16 protein-coding genes and 1 pseudogene are annotated in these 18,466 nt (G+C 42.5%); 13 read left to right on the top strand and 4 right to left on the bottom strand.

Translation table 11 applies throughout. From position 1 onward, the window contains the following. Positions 1–10: 10 nt before the first annotated feature. The 7 genes from urtC (at position 11) to GFH30_RS00435 (ending at position 6,692) form a co-directional block, all read left to right on the top strand. Positions 11–1,174: an urea ABC transporter permease subunit UrtC gene (gene urtC, locus GFH30_RS00465; RefSeq protein ID WP_153370129.1), complete on the top strand. Its 1,164-nt coding sequence runs from the start codon at positions 11–13 to the stop codon at positions 1,172–1,174. Beyond that, entirely contained in the window at positions 1,171–1,929 is a 759-nt protein-coding gene (urtD, locus tag GFH30_RS00460; protein ID WP_153370127.1) for an urea ABC transporter ATP-binding protein UrtD, read from the top strand. Before urtC ends, urtD begins: the two co-directional genes overlap by 4 nt. Before the next feature lie 9 nt (positions 1,930–1,938). Beyond that, positions 1,939–2,637, top strand: a complete 699-nt coding sequence (gene urtE, locus GFH30_RS00455; protein WP_153370125.1) for an urea ABC transporter ATP-binding subunit UrtE — start codon at positions 1,939–1,941, stop codon at positions 2,635–2,637. Positions 2,638–2,880: 243 nt separating this feature from the next. Further along, the gene (locus GFH30_RS00450) at positions 2,881–3,924 is read left to right on the top strand and encodes an aliphatic amidase (protein WP_153370123.1); all 1,044 of its coding nucleotides are present in this window, start codon (positions 2,881–2,883) and stop codon (positions 3,922–3,924) included. 31 nt (positions 3,925–3,955) lie between these two features. Continuing rightward, on the top strand, positions 3,956–5,080 hold the full coding sequence (locus tag GFH30_RS00445) for an AAA family ATPase (protein ID WP_153370121.1): 1,125 nt from the start codon (positions 3,956–3,958) through the stop codon (positions 5,078–5,080). A 31-nt stretch (positions 5,081–5,111) separates the two neighbouring features. Then, positions 5,112–6,290, top strand: coding sequence for a formamidase (gene fmdA, locus GFH30_RS00440; RefSeq protein WP_153370119.1), 1,179 nt, complete (start codon positions 5,112–5,114; stop codon positions 6,288–6,290). A 105-nt stretch (positions 6,291–6,395) separates the two neighbouring features. Continuing rightward, a complete protein-coding gene (locus GFH30_RS00435) occupies positions 6,396–6,692 on the top strand; it encodes an FmdB family zinc ribbon protein (RefSeq protein ID WP_153370117.1) in 297 nt (98 codons plus the stop codon). A 57-nt stretch (positions 6,693–6,749) separates the two neighbouring features. Here GFH30_RS00435 and parE read toward each other — a convergent pair whose 3' ends face one another. Then, entirely contained in the window at positions 6,750–8,630 is a 1,881-nt protein-coding gene (parE, locus tag GFH30_RS00430) for a DNA topoisomerase IV subunit B (protein WP_153370115.1), read from the bottom strand. A 1-nt stretch (position 8,631) separates the two neighbouring features. Next, positions 8,632–9,225, bottom strand: a complete 594-nt coding sequence (locus tag GFH30_RS00425) for a YqiA/YcfP family alpha/beta fold hydrolase (protein WP_153370113.1) — start codon at positions 9,223–9,225, stop codon at positions 8,632–8,634. A 239-nt stretch (positions 9,226–9,464) separates the two neighbouring features. Here GFH30_RS00425 and GFH30_RS00420 point away from each other — a divergent pair, with 239 nt between their 5' ends. Beyond that, positions 9,465–10,796: a PGAP1-like alpha/beta domain-containing protein gene (locus GFH30_RS00420; protein WP_153370111.1), complete on the top strand. Its 1,332-nt coding sequence runs from the start codon at positions 9,465–9,467 to the stop codon at positions 10,794–10,796. Between the two features lie 33 nt (positions 10,797–10,829). On the opposite strand, the gene GFH30_RS00415 is transcribed toward GFH30_RS00420, so the two are convergent. Then, on the bottom strand, positions 10,830–11,357 hold the full coding sequence (locus GFH30_RS00415; protein ID WP_153370109.1) for a disulfide bond formation protein B: 528 nt from the start codon (positions 11,355–11,357) through the stop codon (positions 10,830–10,832). 19 nt (positions 11,358–11,376) lie between these two features. Further along, positions 11,377–12,954, bottom strand: a complete 1,578-nt coding sequence (gene gshA, locus GFH30_RS00410; RefSeq protein ID WP_153370107.1) for a glutamate--cysteine ligase — start codon at positions 12,952–12,954, stop codon at positions 11,377–11,379. Between the two features lie 212 nt (positions 12,955–13,166). Between gshA and GFH30_RS00405 the strand changes: the two genes are divergently transcribed. From GFH30_RS00405 to GFH30_RS00385, 5 genes and pseudogenes are all read left to right on the top strand, one after another. Further along, positions 13,167–13,706, top strand: a complete 540-nt coding sequence (locus GFH30_RS00405) for a DUF924 family protein (protein ID WP_153370105.1) — start codon at positions 13,167–13,169, stop codon at positions 13,704–13,706. 31 nt (positions 13,707–13,737) lie between these two features. Beyond that, a complete protein-coding gene (locus GFH30_RS00400; protein ID WP_153370104.1) occupies positions 13,738–14,292 on the top strand; it encodes a CC0125/CC1285 family lipoprotein in 555 nt (184 codons plus the stop codon). Positions 14,293–14,299: 7 nt separating this feature from the next. Beyond that, positions 14,300–15,601 carry a DUF445 domain-containing protein gene (locus tag GFH30_RS00395; RefSeq protein WP_153370102.1) on the top strand — a complete coding sequence of 434 codons (1,302 nt, stop codon included), beginning with the start codon at positions 14,300–14,302 and terminating at the stop codon, positions 15,599–15,601. Positions 15,602–15,786: 185 nt separating this feature from the next. Next, positions 15,787–17,580 (top strand): annotated as a pseudogene (argS, locus tag GFH30_RS00390) (arginine--tRNA ligase). Between the two features lie 247 nt (positions 17,581–17,827). Beyond that, positions 17,828–18,433, top strand: coding sequence for an SPOR domain-containing protein (locus tag GFH30_RS00385; protein WP_153370100.1), 606 nt, complete (start codon positions 17,828–17,830; stop codon positions 18,431–18,433). Positions 18,434–18,466: the final 33 nt, after the last annotated feature.

Below are 18,466 nucleotides of genomic sequence, written 5' to 3'. Positions count from 1 at the left end.
GAGAGAAATTATGAAAAATTTAGCAAACGCATTTTTAGGCGGTAAAGAAGGGGCGATCGGACTTGCCATTCTTGCTGTACTGATTCTTCTTGTAATGCCCATGTTTTTAGATATTTTCCGTCTCAATTTGATGGGTAAATATCTCACTTTTGCTTTCGTGGCAATTGGTCTTGTGCTGTGCTGGGGGCATGGTGGGATCTTAAGTTTAGGTCAAGGCATCTTCTTTGGCATTGGCGGTTACTGCATGGCCATGTTCTTAAAGCTCGAAGCTTCAGACATGCAAAGTACTGCGGCACAAACCACACCGGGTATTCCCGATTTTATGGACTGGAACCAAATCACCAGTCTGCCCATGTTATGGGAGCCCTTCCATAGCTTTGGCTTTACCCTGTTTGCCATCATTATTATTCCGATTTTGCTTGCCTTCATTATTGGTTTTGCGATGTTTACCCGCCGTGTCGGTGATGTGTACTTCTCAATCATCATGCAAGCCATTGTCGCAATTCTCACCATCTTGATTATTGGTCAACAAGGTTTCACAGGCGGTATTAACGGGATTACAGACCTTAAAACATTACATGGCTGGGACATTCGTACGGACGAGGCAAAATACGTGCTTTACTACATCAATGCCCTGCTCTTAATTGCAGTGATCATGATCAGCCGTTTTGTTCTTAGCTCTAAACTGGGGCGTCTCCTTTCTGCAATGCGTGATAAAGAAGAACGCGTCCGTTTCTCAGGCTATGACGTGGCGATGTACAAAGTGTTCATCTTCTGCTTTGCAGCAGTTGTGTCTTCTATTGGTGGCGCGATGTTTACCCTTCAAGTCGGCTTTATGTCACCGACTATTATTGGCATTGTGCCTTCTATTGAGATGGTCATTCTTGCTGCTGTCGGTGGTCGTTTATCTCTAATTGGCGCCGTTTACGGTGCTGTACTCGTAAACCTTGGTAAAACTTACTTCTCTGAAGCCTTCCCTGAATTATGGTTATTCTTACTCGGTGGTTTGTTCATCTTCGTAGTGATGTTCCTTCCAGATGGTTTAGCAGGTGTATATCAAAAATATGTGCGTCCGCTCTTCCTCAAAAAGAAGGTAGCAGACAAGCCTACCCCACCACCAGCTAATGACCCTGAAGATATCCCAGAGCCCGTTGTAGAAGGAGGTGTCAAATGAGTAAAGTCGGCGTAGAAATGACAAAACCTGTCCTTGTCATTGAAGATCTCACAGTTTCATTTGACGGCTTCAAAGCCGTCAGCGACCTTAACTTCTACTTGGACAAAAACGAAGTACACGTGGTCATTGGACCAAACGGTGCAGGCAAAACCACCGTGCTGGATTTAATCTGCGGTAAAACCAAAGCTACTTCAGGCACTATTAAATTCAACGATATCGAACTCACCAAACTCAAAGAGTTCGACATTGTGCGTAAGGGTGTGGGGCGTAAATTCCAAAACCCCAATATCTACGAAAATCTATCAGTGTATGACAACTTAGAAATGTCATTCCCGCGTGGTCGTAATGTCTTTGGTGCGCTGTTCTTTAAACGAACTAAAGACGTTGAAGACCGTATTCAGGAAGTCGCAGGGATGATTTTTCTGACTGACTTACTCGATACGCCTGCAGGTTTGCTGTCTCATGGTCAAAAGCAATGGCTCGAAATTGGTATGTTACTCATGCAAGATCCTGAACTTTTGATGCTGGATGAACCTGTGGCAGGCATGAGTGTCTCAGAGCGTGAACAAACCGCGCAACTGTTGAAAAAAATTAGCCAAGGACGTTCAGTGCTCGTGATTGAGCACGATATGGAGTTCGTTAAAACCATCGCAGACAAAGTGACCGTTCTTCACCAAGGTAGAATCTTGGCAGCAGGAAAAATGGACGATGTTCAAAATGATCCAAAAGTGATTGAAGTCTATCTAGGACACTAAGGAGGCCATATGAGCGGATTATTCGAAATAAATTCTTTGTGTTCAGGTTATAAACAAAGTCAGGTCATTCATGATCTTGATATTAAAATTCAGCCCAAAGAAATCGTTGCGATCATGGGTCGTAACGGTATGGGTAAAACCACCCTGTTTAAAACCCTAATTGGTGATATTAAAAATACCAAAGGTGAAATTAAGCTTGATGGTAAGAATCTTGAGAAACTTGATCCTTACCAACGTGTTGAAAATGGCGTCGCTTACGTGCCGCAAGGTCGTATGATTTTCTCGACCATGTCTGTACTTGAAAATATCCAGACAGGATTACCTGCTTCTGCTCACGGTAAAGTGCCCGATGACCTGTATGAACTGTTTCCTGTGCTTTGGGATATGCGTAAGCGTAAAGGTGGTAACTTATCAGGTGGTCAACAGCAGCAGCTTGCGATTGCACGTGCTTTGGCAACCAATCCTAAAGTGCTTCTTTTAGATGAACCAACCGAAGGGATTCAACCTTCAATCATCAAGGACATTGCCAAAACATTAAAAGAGATTCGAGATAAACGTGATTTGACCATTGTGGTTTCTGAACAGGTCTTGAGTTTCACCATGGCCATGGCAGATCGCTTCTTAGTAATTGATAAAGGACGTTTTGCTTATGAAGATATCCGTGCCAATGTAGATGAAACCACGATTAGTAAATATCTATCTGTGTAAAATCTTGAGTTTTATTTGGCTGTAATGTTCTCCACCCTCCCTCGATTCGTCGGGGGATTTTTTCATGGCATGATCGCATCATTTTTCTACATCAATCATTTCCAAATTACAAGAATATTCACACATAAAAATCAGCTTTAAATACGCATTCATATACGCAATTCAACGTATTTTTTAAAACAGCATTTCACGCAACACTCTGACTATAGATTTGATTTAAATGTAAGAAGTTGGAGAATGTAAATGCGTCATGGTGATATCTCAAGTAGTCCAAATACAGTGGGTGTAGCAGTTGTAAACTACAAGATTCCGCGTTTACACACCAAAGCCGAAGTTCTTGAGAACGCAAAAAAAATTGCTGAAATGATGAAAGGGATTAAACAAGGTATTCCAGGTATGGACCTGATTGTTTTCCCTGAATATAGCACCATGGGCATTATGTACGACCATGATGAAATGATGACAACCGCTGCCACCATTCCGGGTGATGAAACTGCAATTTTCTCTCAAGCATGTATTGAAGCCAATGTATGGGGCGTGTTCTCAATTACAGGTGAACAACACGAAGAACACCCAAATAAAGTGCCTTATAACACCTTAATCTTGATTAATAACAAAGGTGAAATCGTTCAAAAATATCGCAAAATTATTCCGTGGTGCCCAATTGAAGGTTGGTGCCCAGGCGATACCACTTATGTGACTGAAGGTCCGAAAGGCATCAAGATGTCACTGATCATTTGTGACGATGGTAACTACCCTGAAATTTGGCGTGACTGCGCGATGAAAGGTGCGGAGCTTGTGGTGCGTTGCCAAGGCTATATGTACCCTGCCGCAGAACAGCAAGTGAATATGTCAAAAAGTATGGCATGGGCAAATAACGTCTATGTTGCTGTCGCGAACTGTACAGGCTTTGACGGCGTTTACACTTACTTCGGTCATTCATCTGTAATTGGCTTCGATGGTCGTACGCTAGGTGAATGTGGCACAGAAGAAAACGGCATCCAATACGCGCAATTGTCACTACACGAAATTCGTGACGCACGTAAATACGATCAATCACAAAACCATTTATTCAAACTCTTACACCGTGGCTACACAGGCGTTCATACCAACGGTGATGGTGATAAAGGCGTTGCAGACTGCCCATTTGATTTCTACAAAACTTGGGTCTTGGATGCGCAAAAAGCACAAGAAGATGTGGAGAAAATCACCCGTTCAACCATTGGTGTTGCGGAATGCCCGATCGGGAATTTACCCCATGAAGGTTTAGAAAAAGAAGCATCTTAATTCACTTGTGTAGTAGTAGGAGGTACTCAACATGACATTTGCCAGTGACCGCATCAGCGCCAACCAAGAGACTTTGGCCAAGCAACGTTACGAGATGCAAAGCAAAGAACGTATTGCACGTACCTCTCGCTTTAGTTTTGATCCAGATTTGGTCATGCAGCATGTGCGTGACCGAATCATTGGACAAAGCGAAGCGTTGGACGAAATTGAAAATATGTTGGTGACGGTTAAAGCTGACTTTAACTCACCCAATCGACCACTATCGGTCACTTTAATGCTTGGTCCAACAGGTGTCGGTAAAACCGAAACTGTACGCCTGATTGCAGAAGCCATTCACGGTAAACCTGATGCGTTTTGCCGAATTGATATGAACACTTTGGCACAAGAACATTATGCAGCAGCCCTTACAGGTGCACCTCCAGGTTATGTCGGTTCTAAAGAAGGCAATACACTTTTTGATGAAGCCGCCATTCAAGGCAGTTTTTCAAAACCCGGCATTGTACTGTTTGATGAAATTGAAAAAGCCAGTACCGAAGTGATTCGCGGTTTAATGAATGTTTTAGAAACAGGAACACTAAAACTCACCGCAGGAACCAAAGTTCTCGACTTTAAAAACTGCATGATCTTTATGACCAGTAATGTCGGCGCGAAAGATGCGCAGACACGTTTAAAGCAATTGGCAAAACTACCGAAGCCACTGCAAAAATTGGCACGTTTTAGCAAACTCGATGACAGCGAAATTACCAATAAAGCACTGCATAAGAAATTTGATCCTGAGTTTTTAAACCGTATCGAACGAATCTTGCATTACCAAGCGGTCGAAGCTGACTTTGCAGGCACCTTAGTCGATTTAGAAGTTGAGAAACTCAATCACCGTTTACGTAAACAAAGTCGAACCATTGAGCTGACCGCAACAGCCAATGCATTTTTATCGACTGGACATGATGTCCGTTTTGGCGCACGCGGACTAGGTCGCCGTTTCCGTGTTTTAGTTGAACCCAAATTAGCCAAATTTTTTATCCAACACCCTGAAGCAAGTCACATCATTATTGATTGTGATGCCCAAGGAATAAATGTCCGTGCCATTGAGCATGTCAAGGAAGTTGAAGACAGCACTTCACACAACAACGGTACAGACGATAACAGCAAAAACTAAATTTATTTGACCTCACATAGGGGATGGGAACATGCAACACATCAAAATTAAACCGGGGGTTCCGCTGGCTGAACAAGCGGAGATTGGTCATAACCGTTGGCATCCTGATTTGCCGTTTTTGACTTCTGTAAAGCCAGGGGAAGAGATTCTGATTGAAAGTTTGGACTTCCTTGATGCCCAAATTAAAGATACAGATGATGTTTCTGATGTTAAAAATGTCGATTTAACACGTGCGCATCCCCTGACAGGACCTTTCTATGTGGAAGGCGCTGAACCAGGTGACTTATTGGTAATCGACCTACTCGATATTCAACCCATTTCAGATGTTGGTTTCTCGGGTGTATTTGCCAAAGAAAACGGTGGCGGCTTCCTTGCAGATTATTTCCCTGAAGCTGATAAAGCGATCTGGGATTTAAAAGGTTTGTTCGCAACCTCACGTCACATTCCAGGCGTTCGTATTGCAGGCTTAAAGCACCCGGGTTTAATGGGTACGCTGCCATCTCATGACTTATTAAAAGAATGGAATCGTCGTGAAGCTTTACTTGTCCCTAAAGGTCAAGCCAACCCGCCTGATCCACGTACTGCGGTGCTTCGCGGTGTATCGGGTGCTGAATTTGATCGTATGGCGGCAGAAGCTGCACGTACTGTACCGCCACGTGAACATGGGGGTAATACCGATATTAAAGATTTAGCCGCAGGTAGCCGAATCTACTTCCCTGTTTACCAAAAGGGCGCCGGCTTCTCGATGGGTGACCTTCACTTCTCACAAGGGGATGGCGAAATCGGTTTCTGTGGTGCCATTGAAATGGACGGTGTAACCCGTGTTGGCTTTGACCTGATCAAAGGCGGGATGGCGAAATACAACATCGATTCTCCAATCTTTGTGCCAAGTAATGTGAAACCAAACTATGACCAATGGTTAACGTTTGAAGGTATTAGCGTTGAAAATGACGTGAACTACTATTTAGATGCAACTGTTGCCTACCGTCAAGCGTGTTTGAAAGCGATTAAATATCTTGAAAACTTTGGTTTTACAGGTTCTCAAGCTTACATGCTGCTGACTGCTGCACCTGTTGAAGGTCGTATCGGCGGTATCGTAGATATTCCAAACTGTGCATGTACGGTGTCTTTACCGACCTCGATCTTTGAGCAAGACATCTTGCCTAAAGGTGCACTCAATGATGATAAATTCTGGGGACGCAGACGTTAATCTCTAACCAGTTATAAACAAGCTTCGCACCGAGTAGCCACCGTTCCAAAGCCTTAGGCTACTCGGCTTTTTATTTTAAAATGCTCAAGGTACAGGAGTACAGAAATGCCGTTATACGATTTCCGCTGTGAACATTGCGAGGGGATTTTTGAACAGCGTGTACCGATTGCTCGCATTTCAACAGATACGATTGAATGTAGTTATTGTCAGCAGCAAACTTTGGCAAAACCGATGATCACTGGTCATCAACAAATTAATATGAAAACAAAATGGCGCCCCGGTTCAGGTGCTGAACAACTGGCAGGTCCTTTAGTTGAAGGTCCGGGAACCACTAAAAATAGCGCACGCAGCTCCGTTTTACATAATTGCCGCGGTGTAAATTGTTCTTTATGCGATGTCTAATCCCAAGACAAAAAAGCCCGCATTGTGCGGGCTTTTTTATACGAAAGATTCCGCTTTCTAAACCACTAAATCTGCCAAATTACCTTTTTGCTCTAACCATTCTTTACGGTCACTGGCACGTTTCTTGGCAAGCAATTTATCCAGTAAGCCTGAAGTAAATTGCATGTCATCCAAGTCCAATTGCACTAAACGACGGGTATTTGGATCTAAAGTCGTTTCACGCAATTGACTCGCATTCATCTCGCCCAGACCTTTAAATCGGGTAATCTGCGGATTCTTGGTTTTGCATTTTTTCAAAATGCCATTGAGTTCATCTTCATCCAAAGCATAATGCACGTCTTTGTTGTCATCAATTCGGAACAATGGCGGCATTGCGACAAACAAATGTCCTTCTTCGACCAAACTTGGGAAATGCTTCACAAACAAAGCACAGAGCAAGGTCGCAATATGCAGACCATCTGAATCGGCATCGGCTAAAATACAAATTTTACCGTAACGCAGTTCTGAAAGATCGTCTGAACCGGGATCGACACCAATCGCAATCGCAATATTATGTACTTCTTGCGATGCCAACACTTCATCAGATGCCACTTCCCAAGTATTTAAAATTTTACCGCGAATCGGCATGATGGCTTGGAAATTTTTATCACGTGCTTGCTTCGCTGAACCGCCTGCCGAGTCGCCTTCCACAATAAACAACTCTGATTGATCGAGGTCATGCCCCACACAATCAGATAATTTACCCGGTAAAGTTGGACCTGCAACAATCTTTTTACGTTCCACTTTTTTAGCGGCTTTTAAACGACGACCAGCTTTAGAAATTGCCATTTCTGCCAATTGCATGGCAATGTCAGAGTTTTGGTTCAGCCAGAGTGCAAAAGCATCTTTAGCAATATTCAGCATCACGCCTGAGGCTTCACGGCTTGAAAGACGTTCTTTGGTTTGTCCCGAGAACTGCGGCTCTTGAAACTTAAGTGACAAAATATAGTTCACACCATCCCAGACATCTTCTGCTGAGAGTTTAAGATTACGCGGTAATAAATTACGCAATTCACAAAATTCACGCATGGCATCGGTGACACCTGAGCGTAAACCATTGACGTGCGTACCGCCTTGCGCCGTTGGAATCAAATTGACATAAGATTCCTGAATACTTTCACCGCCTTCGACATTCCAACAAATGGCAAATTCAGCACTGGCACGGTCTGCATCACCCGTTGCCACAAATGCAGGTGCCGGAATAATTTCGCGGTCTTGCATTTCGTCCATCAAATAGTCGACTAAACCATTTTCAAACTGCCATGTGATCTTCTCATCGTTGATTTGATCGACATAGTTAATTTGCAGACCTGCCGCTAAAACGGCTTTGGCTTTCAGATTGTGTTTTAAGGCTTTTAAGGCGAATTTTGGTGAATCAAAATATTTCGCTTCAGGCCAAAAATGGACAGTTGTACCTGTAGCACGTTTCGCACATTTGCCTTCTAAAACTTCAAGCGGTGCTGTCGGCTCACCTTGCTCAAAGTTCATTTTATATAGATTACCCTGACGCTGTACCGCAACTTCCACACGGGTCGACAAGGCATTAACGACGGAGATACCCACACCATGCAAACCACCTGAGAATTGGTAGTTGTCGGTGCTAAATTTACCGCCGGCATGCAGTTTAGTCAGAATAATTTCGATACCGCTTTGACCATATTCCGGATGAATATCAACAGGCATACCACGACCATTGTCTTCAACCGACAATGACCCGTCTTTATAGACAATCACGGTAATTTTGTTGGCATGTCCCGCAAGTGCCTCATCGACTGCATTATCAATTACTTCCTGTGCCAAGTGGTTCGGACGAGTGGTATCGGTATACATGCCCGGGCGACGACGCACCGGATCTAAACCAGATAAAACTTCAAGAGATTGAGCCGTATATTGAGACACGTTATTCGGTTTCCTTTTTTATGCAGTCCAATAAAAACTGTAAAACAAGCGGAATTTTCTCCGCAAAATCGTCCATACCATGATTACCATGCGCTTCCGTCATCATCATCGCAGGTGGACGAGCATCACTATAATAGCGATGTGCTTCACGATAATCCAAAACTTCATCGCCTTGTTGCAATAGCACTAAAATTTTGTCTGCATCTTGTGCAGTTGGCAGGGCCAATTGTTCGAGTTGGTCAAGATCTGAATCATCCAAGCACCAATTTGGATGAACTTGATAAGGCAATACCTCATCAAAGAGTTCGCGGAACAATTGCCATGGTCGCATTGCTGGATTAATCAGTACAGCCGGCACATGATGCTTCGCGACCAAATGTGTCGCATAAAAGCCACCAAGGCTACTGCCGACCAATGCCACGTCATTCATCGACTCGATTAAACTGGATAACTGGTCAATCACATGCAGCGGTGATTGGTTTAAATCGGGCAAATGCACATTAATATTCGGATTATTCGAACAATATTTTTCAAGTAACTGCCCTTTTATAGACAGCGCACTACTTTTAAAGCCATGCAAATAAATGACATTCATCGACTGATAACAAAAAAGTATAGGAAATGATCAAAATCTATTTTATAAATGAGACATAGATCACATTCATTCAATTTATTTTAATCGCCACATTGTTAGACAAGATCCTGATAGCAATGCTGCAATTCTCGGTATTTTAAAAGTATTCTGAGAACTATCACAGATCATAAGAATTTATACCGCGATCACCTCAAAAAAGAAAGATGTCGGTGAAGCGGTCCATTGAAGGGATAGGAACAATGCCAAGCTTAACCCCGTTGCATGAGACCTATTGTAAGTGGGATCGTACCCCGCCCAGCCAAGCTGATTTACTTGAAGGTATGGCGCAATTGGTCACTTTACGTTTTAGTGATGTGGTGCAAGAACTGATCAAGACCATTCAGCGTGAAATTTTGATGAGTCTGTTTGGCTTTAGCGAGCAAAGCTCGAAAAAAATTCAAAATGTTCCTTATATGACCAAGCTCTACCAAATGTCTTATGACATTATTTTCCATTATGGCAATAGTTTAGTTGCGCCAAGTCTACGCAGTATTATTGCAAAATTTCCAAAATTACATGACAAACCCTTAACGCCTAGCCTGCATTTTTTAGTCGGGGCATTGAACGGGATTATTGGTGATTATTTGCTGCGTGATCATAATCCAATTGCACTGCCTATGTGCCTGTATGATCATCAAAACCAATTACAAAAAGGTCAACTTTCAGGTCGAGTGACCATATTTGTGCATGGTTTATGTATGAACCATCTTGATTGGTCAAACCAAAAATATGAAGGCATTGGCGCAAAGCTTTTAGCCCAAGACCCGCACAATACCTTGTTATATTTAAACTACAACACAGGGCGACGTATCTCTGCCAATGGGCGCAGCCTTGCCAATACCTTACAAGATTTGCTCAATCGTAATCCTAATATTACTCATTTCAATTTAATTGGACATAGTATGGGCGGCTTGGTGTCACGTAGTGCGCTGTTCTATGGCAAACAAAATGTCTATGAATGGGTGAATATTGTTGAGAATTTGGTTTGTTTAGGCTCACCACATCATGGTGCAGTACTGGAACGTTTCGGTTTTACCTTACAAGAAAAACTCGGGCATTTCCCCTTTATGAAAATTGTCGGGCATGTGGTCAACATCCGCAGTAATGGTATTTTGGATTTACGTCACGGCAGCGTGCGTGATGATGATTGGGAACACAATGAGGTTCGTATTGGCTTTATGGATGACAATCGTAAACCTGCACCGATTCCTTCACATATTAATGCGTATTTGGTGGCAGGGACGATTGAATTTGAAAACCGTAAAAACCGTACACGTAACGTGATTGGCGATTATTTGGTGAGTGTAAAAAGTGCGCTCGGTGAACATCCGAATCCACGTTTTCAGCTCAAAATTCCTGAATCACATAAAGCTATTTTTTATGGCTTAAACCATTTTGATATTCAGTATCATCCAAGTGTGGCTGAACAAATCACACGTTGGTTCTATCCACAGCAGGACGATGATCAGCTCGATCAAATCCACGAGTTTATGCTCGATTTAGAAAGCGTAGAAGGCATTGCCTTAACCTAAAAAAAAGCCCTCATCTGAGGGCTTTTTATTGACTTAATATTTATCAATTAACCGTTTAACCGGTGCAGTCTGATATTGGCGAAAGAGCTGCCATAGACTAATAAGCAATAACACACTGAAAAATAACAATGACCAGACAGGCAAGGATTGTCCGAACAGCGTCCAATCAATTTTCGCGCATTCACCTGAGCCTGTAAGTACCTGCTCAAATACCGATTTTAACGGCAAGGTTTCAACCCAATAGTCTAAACCCGGCCCACAGCTCGGTACTTTATCTGGTGGTAAATGTTGCAACCAGACATGACGCGCTGCCACACCTGCCGACCATAAAATACTTAAACTGCCTAAAAATGCATAAATGCGTTTTCCTGCATTTGATTTTGGATTATGTAGCAATGCAATCAGCGAAATGAGTCCCAAGCCAATCACGCCAATGCGCTGAAACACACATAGCGGGCAAGGTTCAAGCCCTTGGACGTGTTCTAGATATAGCGCGAATGCCATTCCTACAACAGACGCTAAAAACAACACACCACTGACAAAGCGATAACCTGCTCGCATGCTTAATCCTCTAATTATTTTATCGATATTGTGCTAAATATTCTGCAAAGCTCACCGTTGAGTCTTGCTCAAGTTGTTGTTGCTTTTGTATTGACACTTTTGCTGCTTGCTCAAAATATGCCAAGGTTTCGGCACTCATTTGATGTTGCTCGTATGCACTTACATGTTGCTGTGCCAAGGCTTGACCAAAATGCCACATTCCGCCTTGTTCACGTGTGTCACCGACCATTAACGCAGATAAAGTTGCATCGACTTCATCGACACGCACCATCATCGCTTTTAATGCATCTGTATACAATGTCGTGTTATCTGTTGAATCTAACAGCGCTGCCAAAGGTTGCATACGTTGAATGTGATAAGTACACCAATCTTCAATTGGATGCGCTTGACCATTTTCAATAATATCAACATTTGGAGCACGACCACGATTCACAACTTCTGCTTGATTGCGCTCAATCACATCTTCTTCATCTTTCAATAAAGCAGGACTGTCTTGCAATAAACAATATAAAGCCACTACTTCAAGGAAGCCGGCAGTATCTTCGGTAATCCCAATTGGACTATACGGATTCACATCGACTGCACGCAATTCGACATAGGCAATACCACGATTTTCAAGCGCTTGTGATGGGGTTTCATCTGCTTGTGGCACTTGTTTCGGGCGGACTAAACTGTAGTATTCATTTTCAATTTGGAGCACATGGTCATTAATCTGAATCGCTTCGCCTTGGGCATTTTCCAGACCTAAACGTTTAAACGATTTATAAGAGGTTTTAACCGCTTTTTGTAGACCTTTTAAATAGTCTTTTAAGTTGTTGTAGTGAATACCCAGTTGTTTTTGCGCAGAATTTTGATAACCGAAACGTCCCATACGCAGGGCTGTGGCATAGGGTGAATACAACGTCCCTTTGACTAAAGGCAATAAATGATGATCACGACCGGTCATGAAACATTGGCATACTGCAGGGCTAGCGCCGACTAAGAAAATCACCAATGGAGTCAAACGAATAAAGTTACGAATCAAGCCCATATAGCGTTCGCTACGATAATCTTGCAGGCTTAATTTTTTGATTTTTTTATCAGTTTCTTGGGCTTGTAACGCTTCAAAAAGTTCATCAGGGAAAGATAAGTTGTAATGAACTCCAGAAATGGTTTGCATACGGCGACCATAACGCACACCTAAACCATGACGATACAAAGTTTTGAAACGCCCCACATTCGATGTGCCATATTGCGCCAGTGGAATCTGCTCATCACTGCTATCGAGCATACATGGCATCGACATCGGCCAAAGCTTTTCATCATTTTCAAGCTGACGATTGGCAATCGCATGAATGTCCATCAAATAGTCGAGTGCTTGTCGAATCGTTGGCTTTGGCGGCGTAATAAATTCCATTAAAGCTTCAGAATAATCCGTCGTAATATGCGGATGAGTCAACGCTGAACCCAGCGCTTTCGGGTGCAAAGATTGTGATAGAAAACCGTTACTCTGCATGCGTAAGCTTTCACGCTCAATACCGCGCAACATTCCTGTGAATAGCGACGGATCTAACCAGCTTGGCAATACTTCTTGAGTGGTCGATTCCAGTTGACTCATTACAATCTCGCTTAATGGGATAAACTATTAAAATAAAATCATCAGTTTATATAAGTATACCGTGATTTCAGGTCTGCACATTACACCCTGTCTAGTTTGCAAGCAAACGCTCACGTTCTAATGTGGCAAATTTTTTAACACAAAGTTCCCCTATTAGACATGTGAAATTTGTGATTTTATGGACAAATAAATGCTAAAGAATTGTAACTGCTATGAATTATGACGATATCTTACAGTTTTGGTATGCACCCGAAACGCAGCCGTATTGGTTTTCAAAAAGTGATGAATTTGACCAAACCCTAAGTGCTAAATTTGGCACTATTTTGCAACAAGCTGCTCAGGCTGAACTTTGGTCATGGCGTAAAAGCCCTGAAGGTCGTTTGGCTGAGATCATTGTACTCGATCAATTTTCACGAAACATTTATCGCGATACAGCACAAGCCTTTGCCCAAGACAGTTTGGCATTGGCGCTCGCGCAAGAAGCCATTAGCTTAGATTTAGATAAGCAACTGAGTCCTGAGCAGCGTTCATTTTTATATATGCCCTTTATGCATAGCGAATCGAAGTTGATGCATGAATTCGCTGTAAAATTATTTCAACGTTTGGGCAATCCGACCAATTTAGAATTTGAAAAAAAGCATAAAATGATTATTGATCGCTTTGGACGCTACCCACATCGCAATCAAATTTTAGGACGTGAATCGACAGCAGAAGAAATTCAATTTCTGACTGAACCGAATAGCAGTTTCTAAAGATGTTTCATTTAAGAATAGGAGTCATCGCATGAAAACATGGATCTTAGGACTCGCAGCTGCCGCTGTGATCGGTCTTTCAGGATGTGCTTCAACTCCAACAAAACCTCGTACTTTTGATCAATTAGGTCAATTTAGCACCACGCCATTGAACCAACAGACTTATCGGGTCAGCTTTAAAGCCTTACCCAATATGAGCTTTGGCACCGCTGAAGAAATTGCGCTATTAAAGTCTGCACAAACCACAGTACAACAAGGTTTTCAGTTTTTTAAAGTGATTGATGATCCAAGTAATCGCACGCAGCAACCACCGCGCGAAGCTGTGGTCTATCCTGCACCGAGATATCATTCCTATGGGTATTATCGTCGTGGTGCTTTTGCTTGGCCTGACCCGTTCTATGATGCCCCATATAGTGTGACAGTTGACCCCGCTCAAGTTGCGTACACCATTCAATGTTATAAAGAGAAACAAGCACCAAGTGATGCATTCGATGCACGATTGATCTTACAATCCTTAGGTCAAAAATATGGTTTAGGTCCAACGGGTGAAGTTCTCCAACCGCAAACTACAACCCCTGCTCAATAGAAATGTTATGCCGACAGACACCATTGCACCCAGCCTACAACGCAGTAAACGCTTTGCCACCATTGCCTTAGTACTTGCAGTTTTGGCATGGTTGGCTTTGATGGTGGCAGCCAAGCTATTACCAGAATACGTTTGGCTGATTCATATTCTCATGCTGTCTGCTGAGGCGGGTGTGGTCGGTGGGCTCGCCGATTGGTATGCCATTACTGTGTTATTTCGCAATCCTTTTGGCAAATTACCTATTCCAAAGTTTTTACGCGATCACACCGAAATTATTCCACGTAATAAAGCCCGTATTGCTGAGTCCATGGGGCGATTTGTTCAAGAAAATTTCTTATCACCGCAAATTGTGTCACGTACCCTTGCCGATACAGATTTAAGTCTTGCCGCAGGACATTGGCTTGCCAACCCTCAAAATAATACGCAAGTGATGCAAGTGATTCAGCAATCAGTTCCGAAGATTTTTGAGTTTGTGGGTCAGGAGCAAATTTCAGGTTTTATTCAAAGTAATAGCGTGCAATGGGTAAAAAACACCCAAATCAATCATTTAGCCAGTGAAATGCTGCGTGCTGTTTTAGAAAATGACTTCCATCAAGATGTTTTACAACGCGGTCTAGATTTAGCCCATGAATGGATGATCAATCATCCAGAAAAAACCCAAGACATTACGCGCAATTTATTTAAAGAAATGGGTGTTTGGAAGCTTGCCAAAGGTGCCAGTTGGATTGGCATTGATGTGCAACAACGCAGTATCGATTCAGTGATTGGGCGGGTCGAAGCCATGCTTGCCGATCCTGATCATCCTTGGCGCTTAAAAATTGAAGAATCTGCCAATGTTATTATGCTTGAACTGGCAGATGAAAATAGTCAAACCAGTCAGCGCTTAAACCAAAGTAAAAATGCCCTACTCGATAGCCCACAAGTATTGAATTTTATTAGTGGTGCGGTTGCCATCTTATGTGATGCGATTAAAAACGATTTGGAACAAGCCAATTCAGGTATTGCAGAAAATATCCGGATTGCGATTCAACAAGTCGGACAAAACATTATCTCTAACCCGTCTGTACGTGAATTACTCAATACCCGTCTGAGCAGTATTGCCGTCGATTTAAGTGATCAATATAGCGAGAAAATCATTCTCTTCATTAGTGAACGTATTCACGAATGGGACTCGCGCGAAATGATTGATAAAATTGAAAATGAAGTCGGTGGTGACTTGCATATGATCCGCGTCAATGGGGTCGTGGTCGGTGCATTTATTGGAATGGTATTAGGTATTATTCGCGCCATCGTTGAATATTGGCTTTAATATTTTTATCCCAATAAAATACAGATTATTCACGTTATGAAGGCTTTAATTTTTAGATAATTTTTAACGATGCACCTAATTTAATACTGACGGGGTATTTGTTATTGCCTACAAATGGTTTCACCTAAACAGCCTGAAATTTGCTATATTTACTGTTTTTCCGCGACATTTATTTTCGACTGATTATGAACACGGCAATCCAAGCAGCTCTAGAACATGCAGTGCAATCCCTTCAAGCTGAAGGTGTCCTCCCATCTGACTGGAAAAACACCAGTAGTTTGACGCGTACCAAAGACCGAACACACGGTGATTTCGCTTCAAATATTGCGATGATTGCCTCTAAAGCTGCGGGTATGAAGCCACGTGACTTAGCAGAGAAAATCTTAACTGCACTTCCTGAAGTCGCAGATATCAGCAAAGCGGAAATCGCGGGTCCCGGTTTTATTAATTTCTTCTTAAATGCTGATCAGCGTTTTAGCGTTCTCGATCAAATTCAAGCACAACAAGATAGCTATGGTCGTACCCAAGCCAATGCAGACAAACGCATTCAAGTTGAATTCGTTTCTGCCAACCCAACCTCTAGCCTGCACGTGGGTCATGGTCGTGGTGCAGCATATGGCATGACCGTTGCGAATCTTCTTGAAGCGACAGGCGCTAAAGTTGATCGCGAATACTATGTCAATGATGCTGGTCGTCAAATGGACATCTTGGCAACATCAACTTACCTGCGTTATTTAGAATTAACAGGTCAAGAATTGGTGTTCCCGAAAAATGCTTACCAAGGCGACTACGTTAAAGAAATCGCGCAAAGTATTATCGATAAAGACGGCGATGCGTATGTTCGACCAGTAGCAGATGTCTATAAAGATGTTCCTGAAGATGTGCAATTTGCCGCTGAACTTGATGCAGACGGTAATAAAGTTGTACTGTCAGGCGACAAAGAAAAACACATTGATGGCTTGATCTTCAATTCACAAGCCTTGATTGGTCAAGGCTACCGCGTATTCTTACAAGCGGCGCTCAAAGCGATTCTTGATGATATTAAAGATGACCTTGGCGAATTCGGTGTGACCTTCAATCAATGGTTCAGTGAAGAAACCCTAACCGACAAGATTGAAGAAGCATTACAAACTTTAGATCAACGTGGCTTCCTTTACGAAAAAGACGGCAACATTTGGTTTAAATCGACTGATTTTGGCGATGAAAAAGACCGTGTGGTGAAACGTCGCAATGGTCAAACGACCTATTTCGCATCTGACATTGCATATCATCTGAATAAATTACAACGTGGCTATACCGATATCATTGATATTTGGGGTTCAGATCACCACGGTTATATCGCACGTGTAAAAGCAGCCATTGATGCGCTTGGTTATGACTCTAAAAAATTAACCGTATTGTTGGTTCAGTTCGTCAGCCTATGGCGTGGTGGTGAGATGGTGCAAATGTCATCTCGTTCAGGTCAGTTCGTGACGTTGCGTGATCTTCGTAAAGAAGTCGGCAACGATGCTGCACGTTTCTACTACGTTATGCGTAAATCTGAGCAACACATTGACTTTGACTTAGACCTTGCTGTGTCACAAAGCAAAGACAACGCGGTGTACTACATCCAATAATATGCGCACGCACGTATTTGCCGTATGTTAGAAAAAGCAACTAGCCTCAATGTTAACTTTGATGCAACTGTGGCACGTGGTTTAGCGGCTAAACTTGAGCTTGAAACTGAGTCAGAAATTTTAGCGAAACTTGCGGCATATCCTGAAATTTTAGTACGTGCAGCAAATAGCTATGAACCACATCAAATTGGTAACTACTTGAAAGAGTTAGCTGCATTATTCCATGGCTGGTACAACGAAAATAAAGTCCTTGGTGATGATGCTGAACTGACTCAAGCGCGTTTATTATTGTCGGTCAATGTACGTCAAGTGCTTCGTAACGGTCTAGAGTTACTCGGTGTTTCTGCTCCTGAAAGCATGTAAACCGAACTTTTAGCACCATATACGATTTTGCATACTCAATATGAGTATGCAAACTTGGTTTTTTAAACTCATTTTTCTTTTATGAAGCAAAAATGAAGGTAAAAAGCAGTATTCGCGACAAAAATCATATGAAGTTTATGTTCTAAATAATGACTTTTAGTTCATGATCACATACGATAATTAGAACAAGGCATAACTTTGGTTATGCCTTTTCTATCCCCAGAATAAAGATAAGAGGAAGTTCCCAGTGTTTGGAAAAACTCAGCGCGGTGTATCTGAAAGACCGAACAAGCCGAAAAAACCATTGATTCCTACGTGGCTCGGTACACTCGTCATCATTTTGATTGTTTTGAGTTTTTTAATGGCGCTTTTGCTATGGAAACCGTGGGAACCGGTTAAACCTAAAAATCATATTACCTCTGAACACTATCAAGAAGAAGATGACACCAATAAAGACTATCGTTTTTATGATCTACTTCCGCAACAACAAGTGACCCCAATTCCAGAACAAGCCATTCCTGAAACGAAAAGTCAGGATGCAGTTGTGATTGTTGAAGCCCCACAAGCAGAAGTTGAAGAACCTACTGAACCCGGTTTAGAAACTGCTGAGACTGCAAAACCGGCTCAATCTTATATTCTACAAGTACGTAGTTTTGACGATCCCGATCAAGCGGACGCACGTCGTGCCGAGATTATCTTAAATGGTCTATCTGCAGATGTGGTACGTAGTGTCGAAGGGGGGAAAGTGTGGTATCGCGTTGTTTCAGGTCCGTATGATTCAGCCGATGCAGCGATCATTGCACAGCAAACCTTACAACACAGTGGGATTGATTCCATCGTTGTAAAACGCTAAGTATTCAATTTAAAAAAGCGCCTGAAGGCGCTT

This window comes from Acinetobacter wanghuae (genome assembly GCF_009557235.1).
GTDB classification, from domain to species: Bacteria; Pseudomonadota; Gammaproteobacteria; order Pseudomonadales; family Moraxellaceae; genus Acinetobacter; species Acinetobacter wanghuae.
The sequence above is the reverse complement of the archived record's forward strand: the minus strand, read 5'-3'. Positions and strand labels throughout refer to the sequence as shown.

What these genes read in the sequence shown, in the direction of transcription:
- urtC (WP_153370129.1), top strand. Translation starts at nt 11, where the DNA reads ATGAAAAATTTAGCAAACGCATTTTTAGGCGGTAAAGAAGGGGCGATC.
- urtD (WP_153370127.1), top strand. Translation starts at nt 1,171, where the DNA reads ATGAGTAAAGTCGGCGTAGAAATGACAAAACCTGTCCTTGTCATTGAA.
- urtE (WP_153370125.1), top strand. Translation starts at nt 1,939, where the DNA reads ATGAGCGGATTATTCGAAATAAATTCTTTGTGTTCAGGTTATAAACAA.
- GFH30_RS00450 (WP_153370123.1), top strand. Translation starts at nt 2,881, where the DNA reads ATGCGTCATGGTGATATCTCAAGTAGTCCAAATACAGTGGGTGTAGCA.
- GFH30_RS00445 (WP_153370121.1), top strand. Translation starts at nt 3,956, where the DNA reads ATGACATTTGCCAGTGACCGCATCAGCGCCAACCAAGAGACTTTGGCC.
- fmdA (WP_153370119.1), top strand. Translation starts at nt 5,112, where the DNA reads ATGCAACACATCAAAATTAAACCGGGGGTTCCGCTGGCTGAACAAGCG.
- GFH30_RS00435 (WP_153370117.1), top strand. Translation starts at nt 6,396, where the DNA reads ATGCCGTTATACGATTTCCGCTGTGAACATTGCGAGGGGATTTTTGAA.
- GFH30_RS00425 (WP_153370113.1), bottom strand. Translation starts at nt 9,225, where the DNA reads ATGAATGTCATTTATTTGCATGGCTTTAAAAGTAGTGCGCTGTCTATA.
- GFH30_RS00420 (WP_153370111.1), top strand. Translation starts at nt 9,465, where the DNA reads ATGCCAAGCTTAACCCCGTTGCATGAGACCTATTGTAAGTGGGATCGT.
- GFH30_RS00415 (WP_153370109.1), bottom strand. Translation starts at nt 11,357, where the DNA reads ATGCGAGCAGGTTATCGCTTTGTCAGTGGTGTGTTGTTTTTAGCGTCT.
- gshA (WP_153370107.1), bottom strand. Translation starts at nt 12,954, where the DNA reads ATGAGTCAACTGGAATCGACCACTCAAGAAGTATTGCCAAGCTGGTTA.
- GFH30_RS00405 (WP_153370105.1), top strand. Translation starts at nt 13,167, where the DNA reads ATGAATTATGACGATATCTTACAGTTTTGGTATGCACCCGAAACGCAG.
- GFH30_RS00400 (WP_153370104.1), top strand. Translation starts at nt 13,738, where the DNA reads ATGAAAACATGGATCTTAGGACTCGCAGCTGCCGCTGTGATCGGTCTT.
- GFH30_RS00395 (WP_153370102.1), top strand. Translation starts at nt 14,300, where the DNA reads ATGCCGACAGACACCATTGCACCCAGCCTACAACGCAGTAAACGCTTT.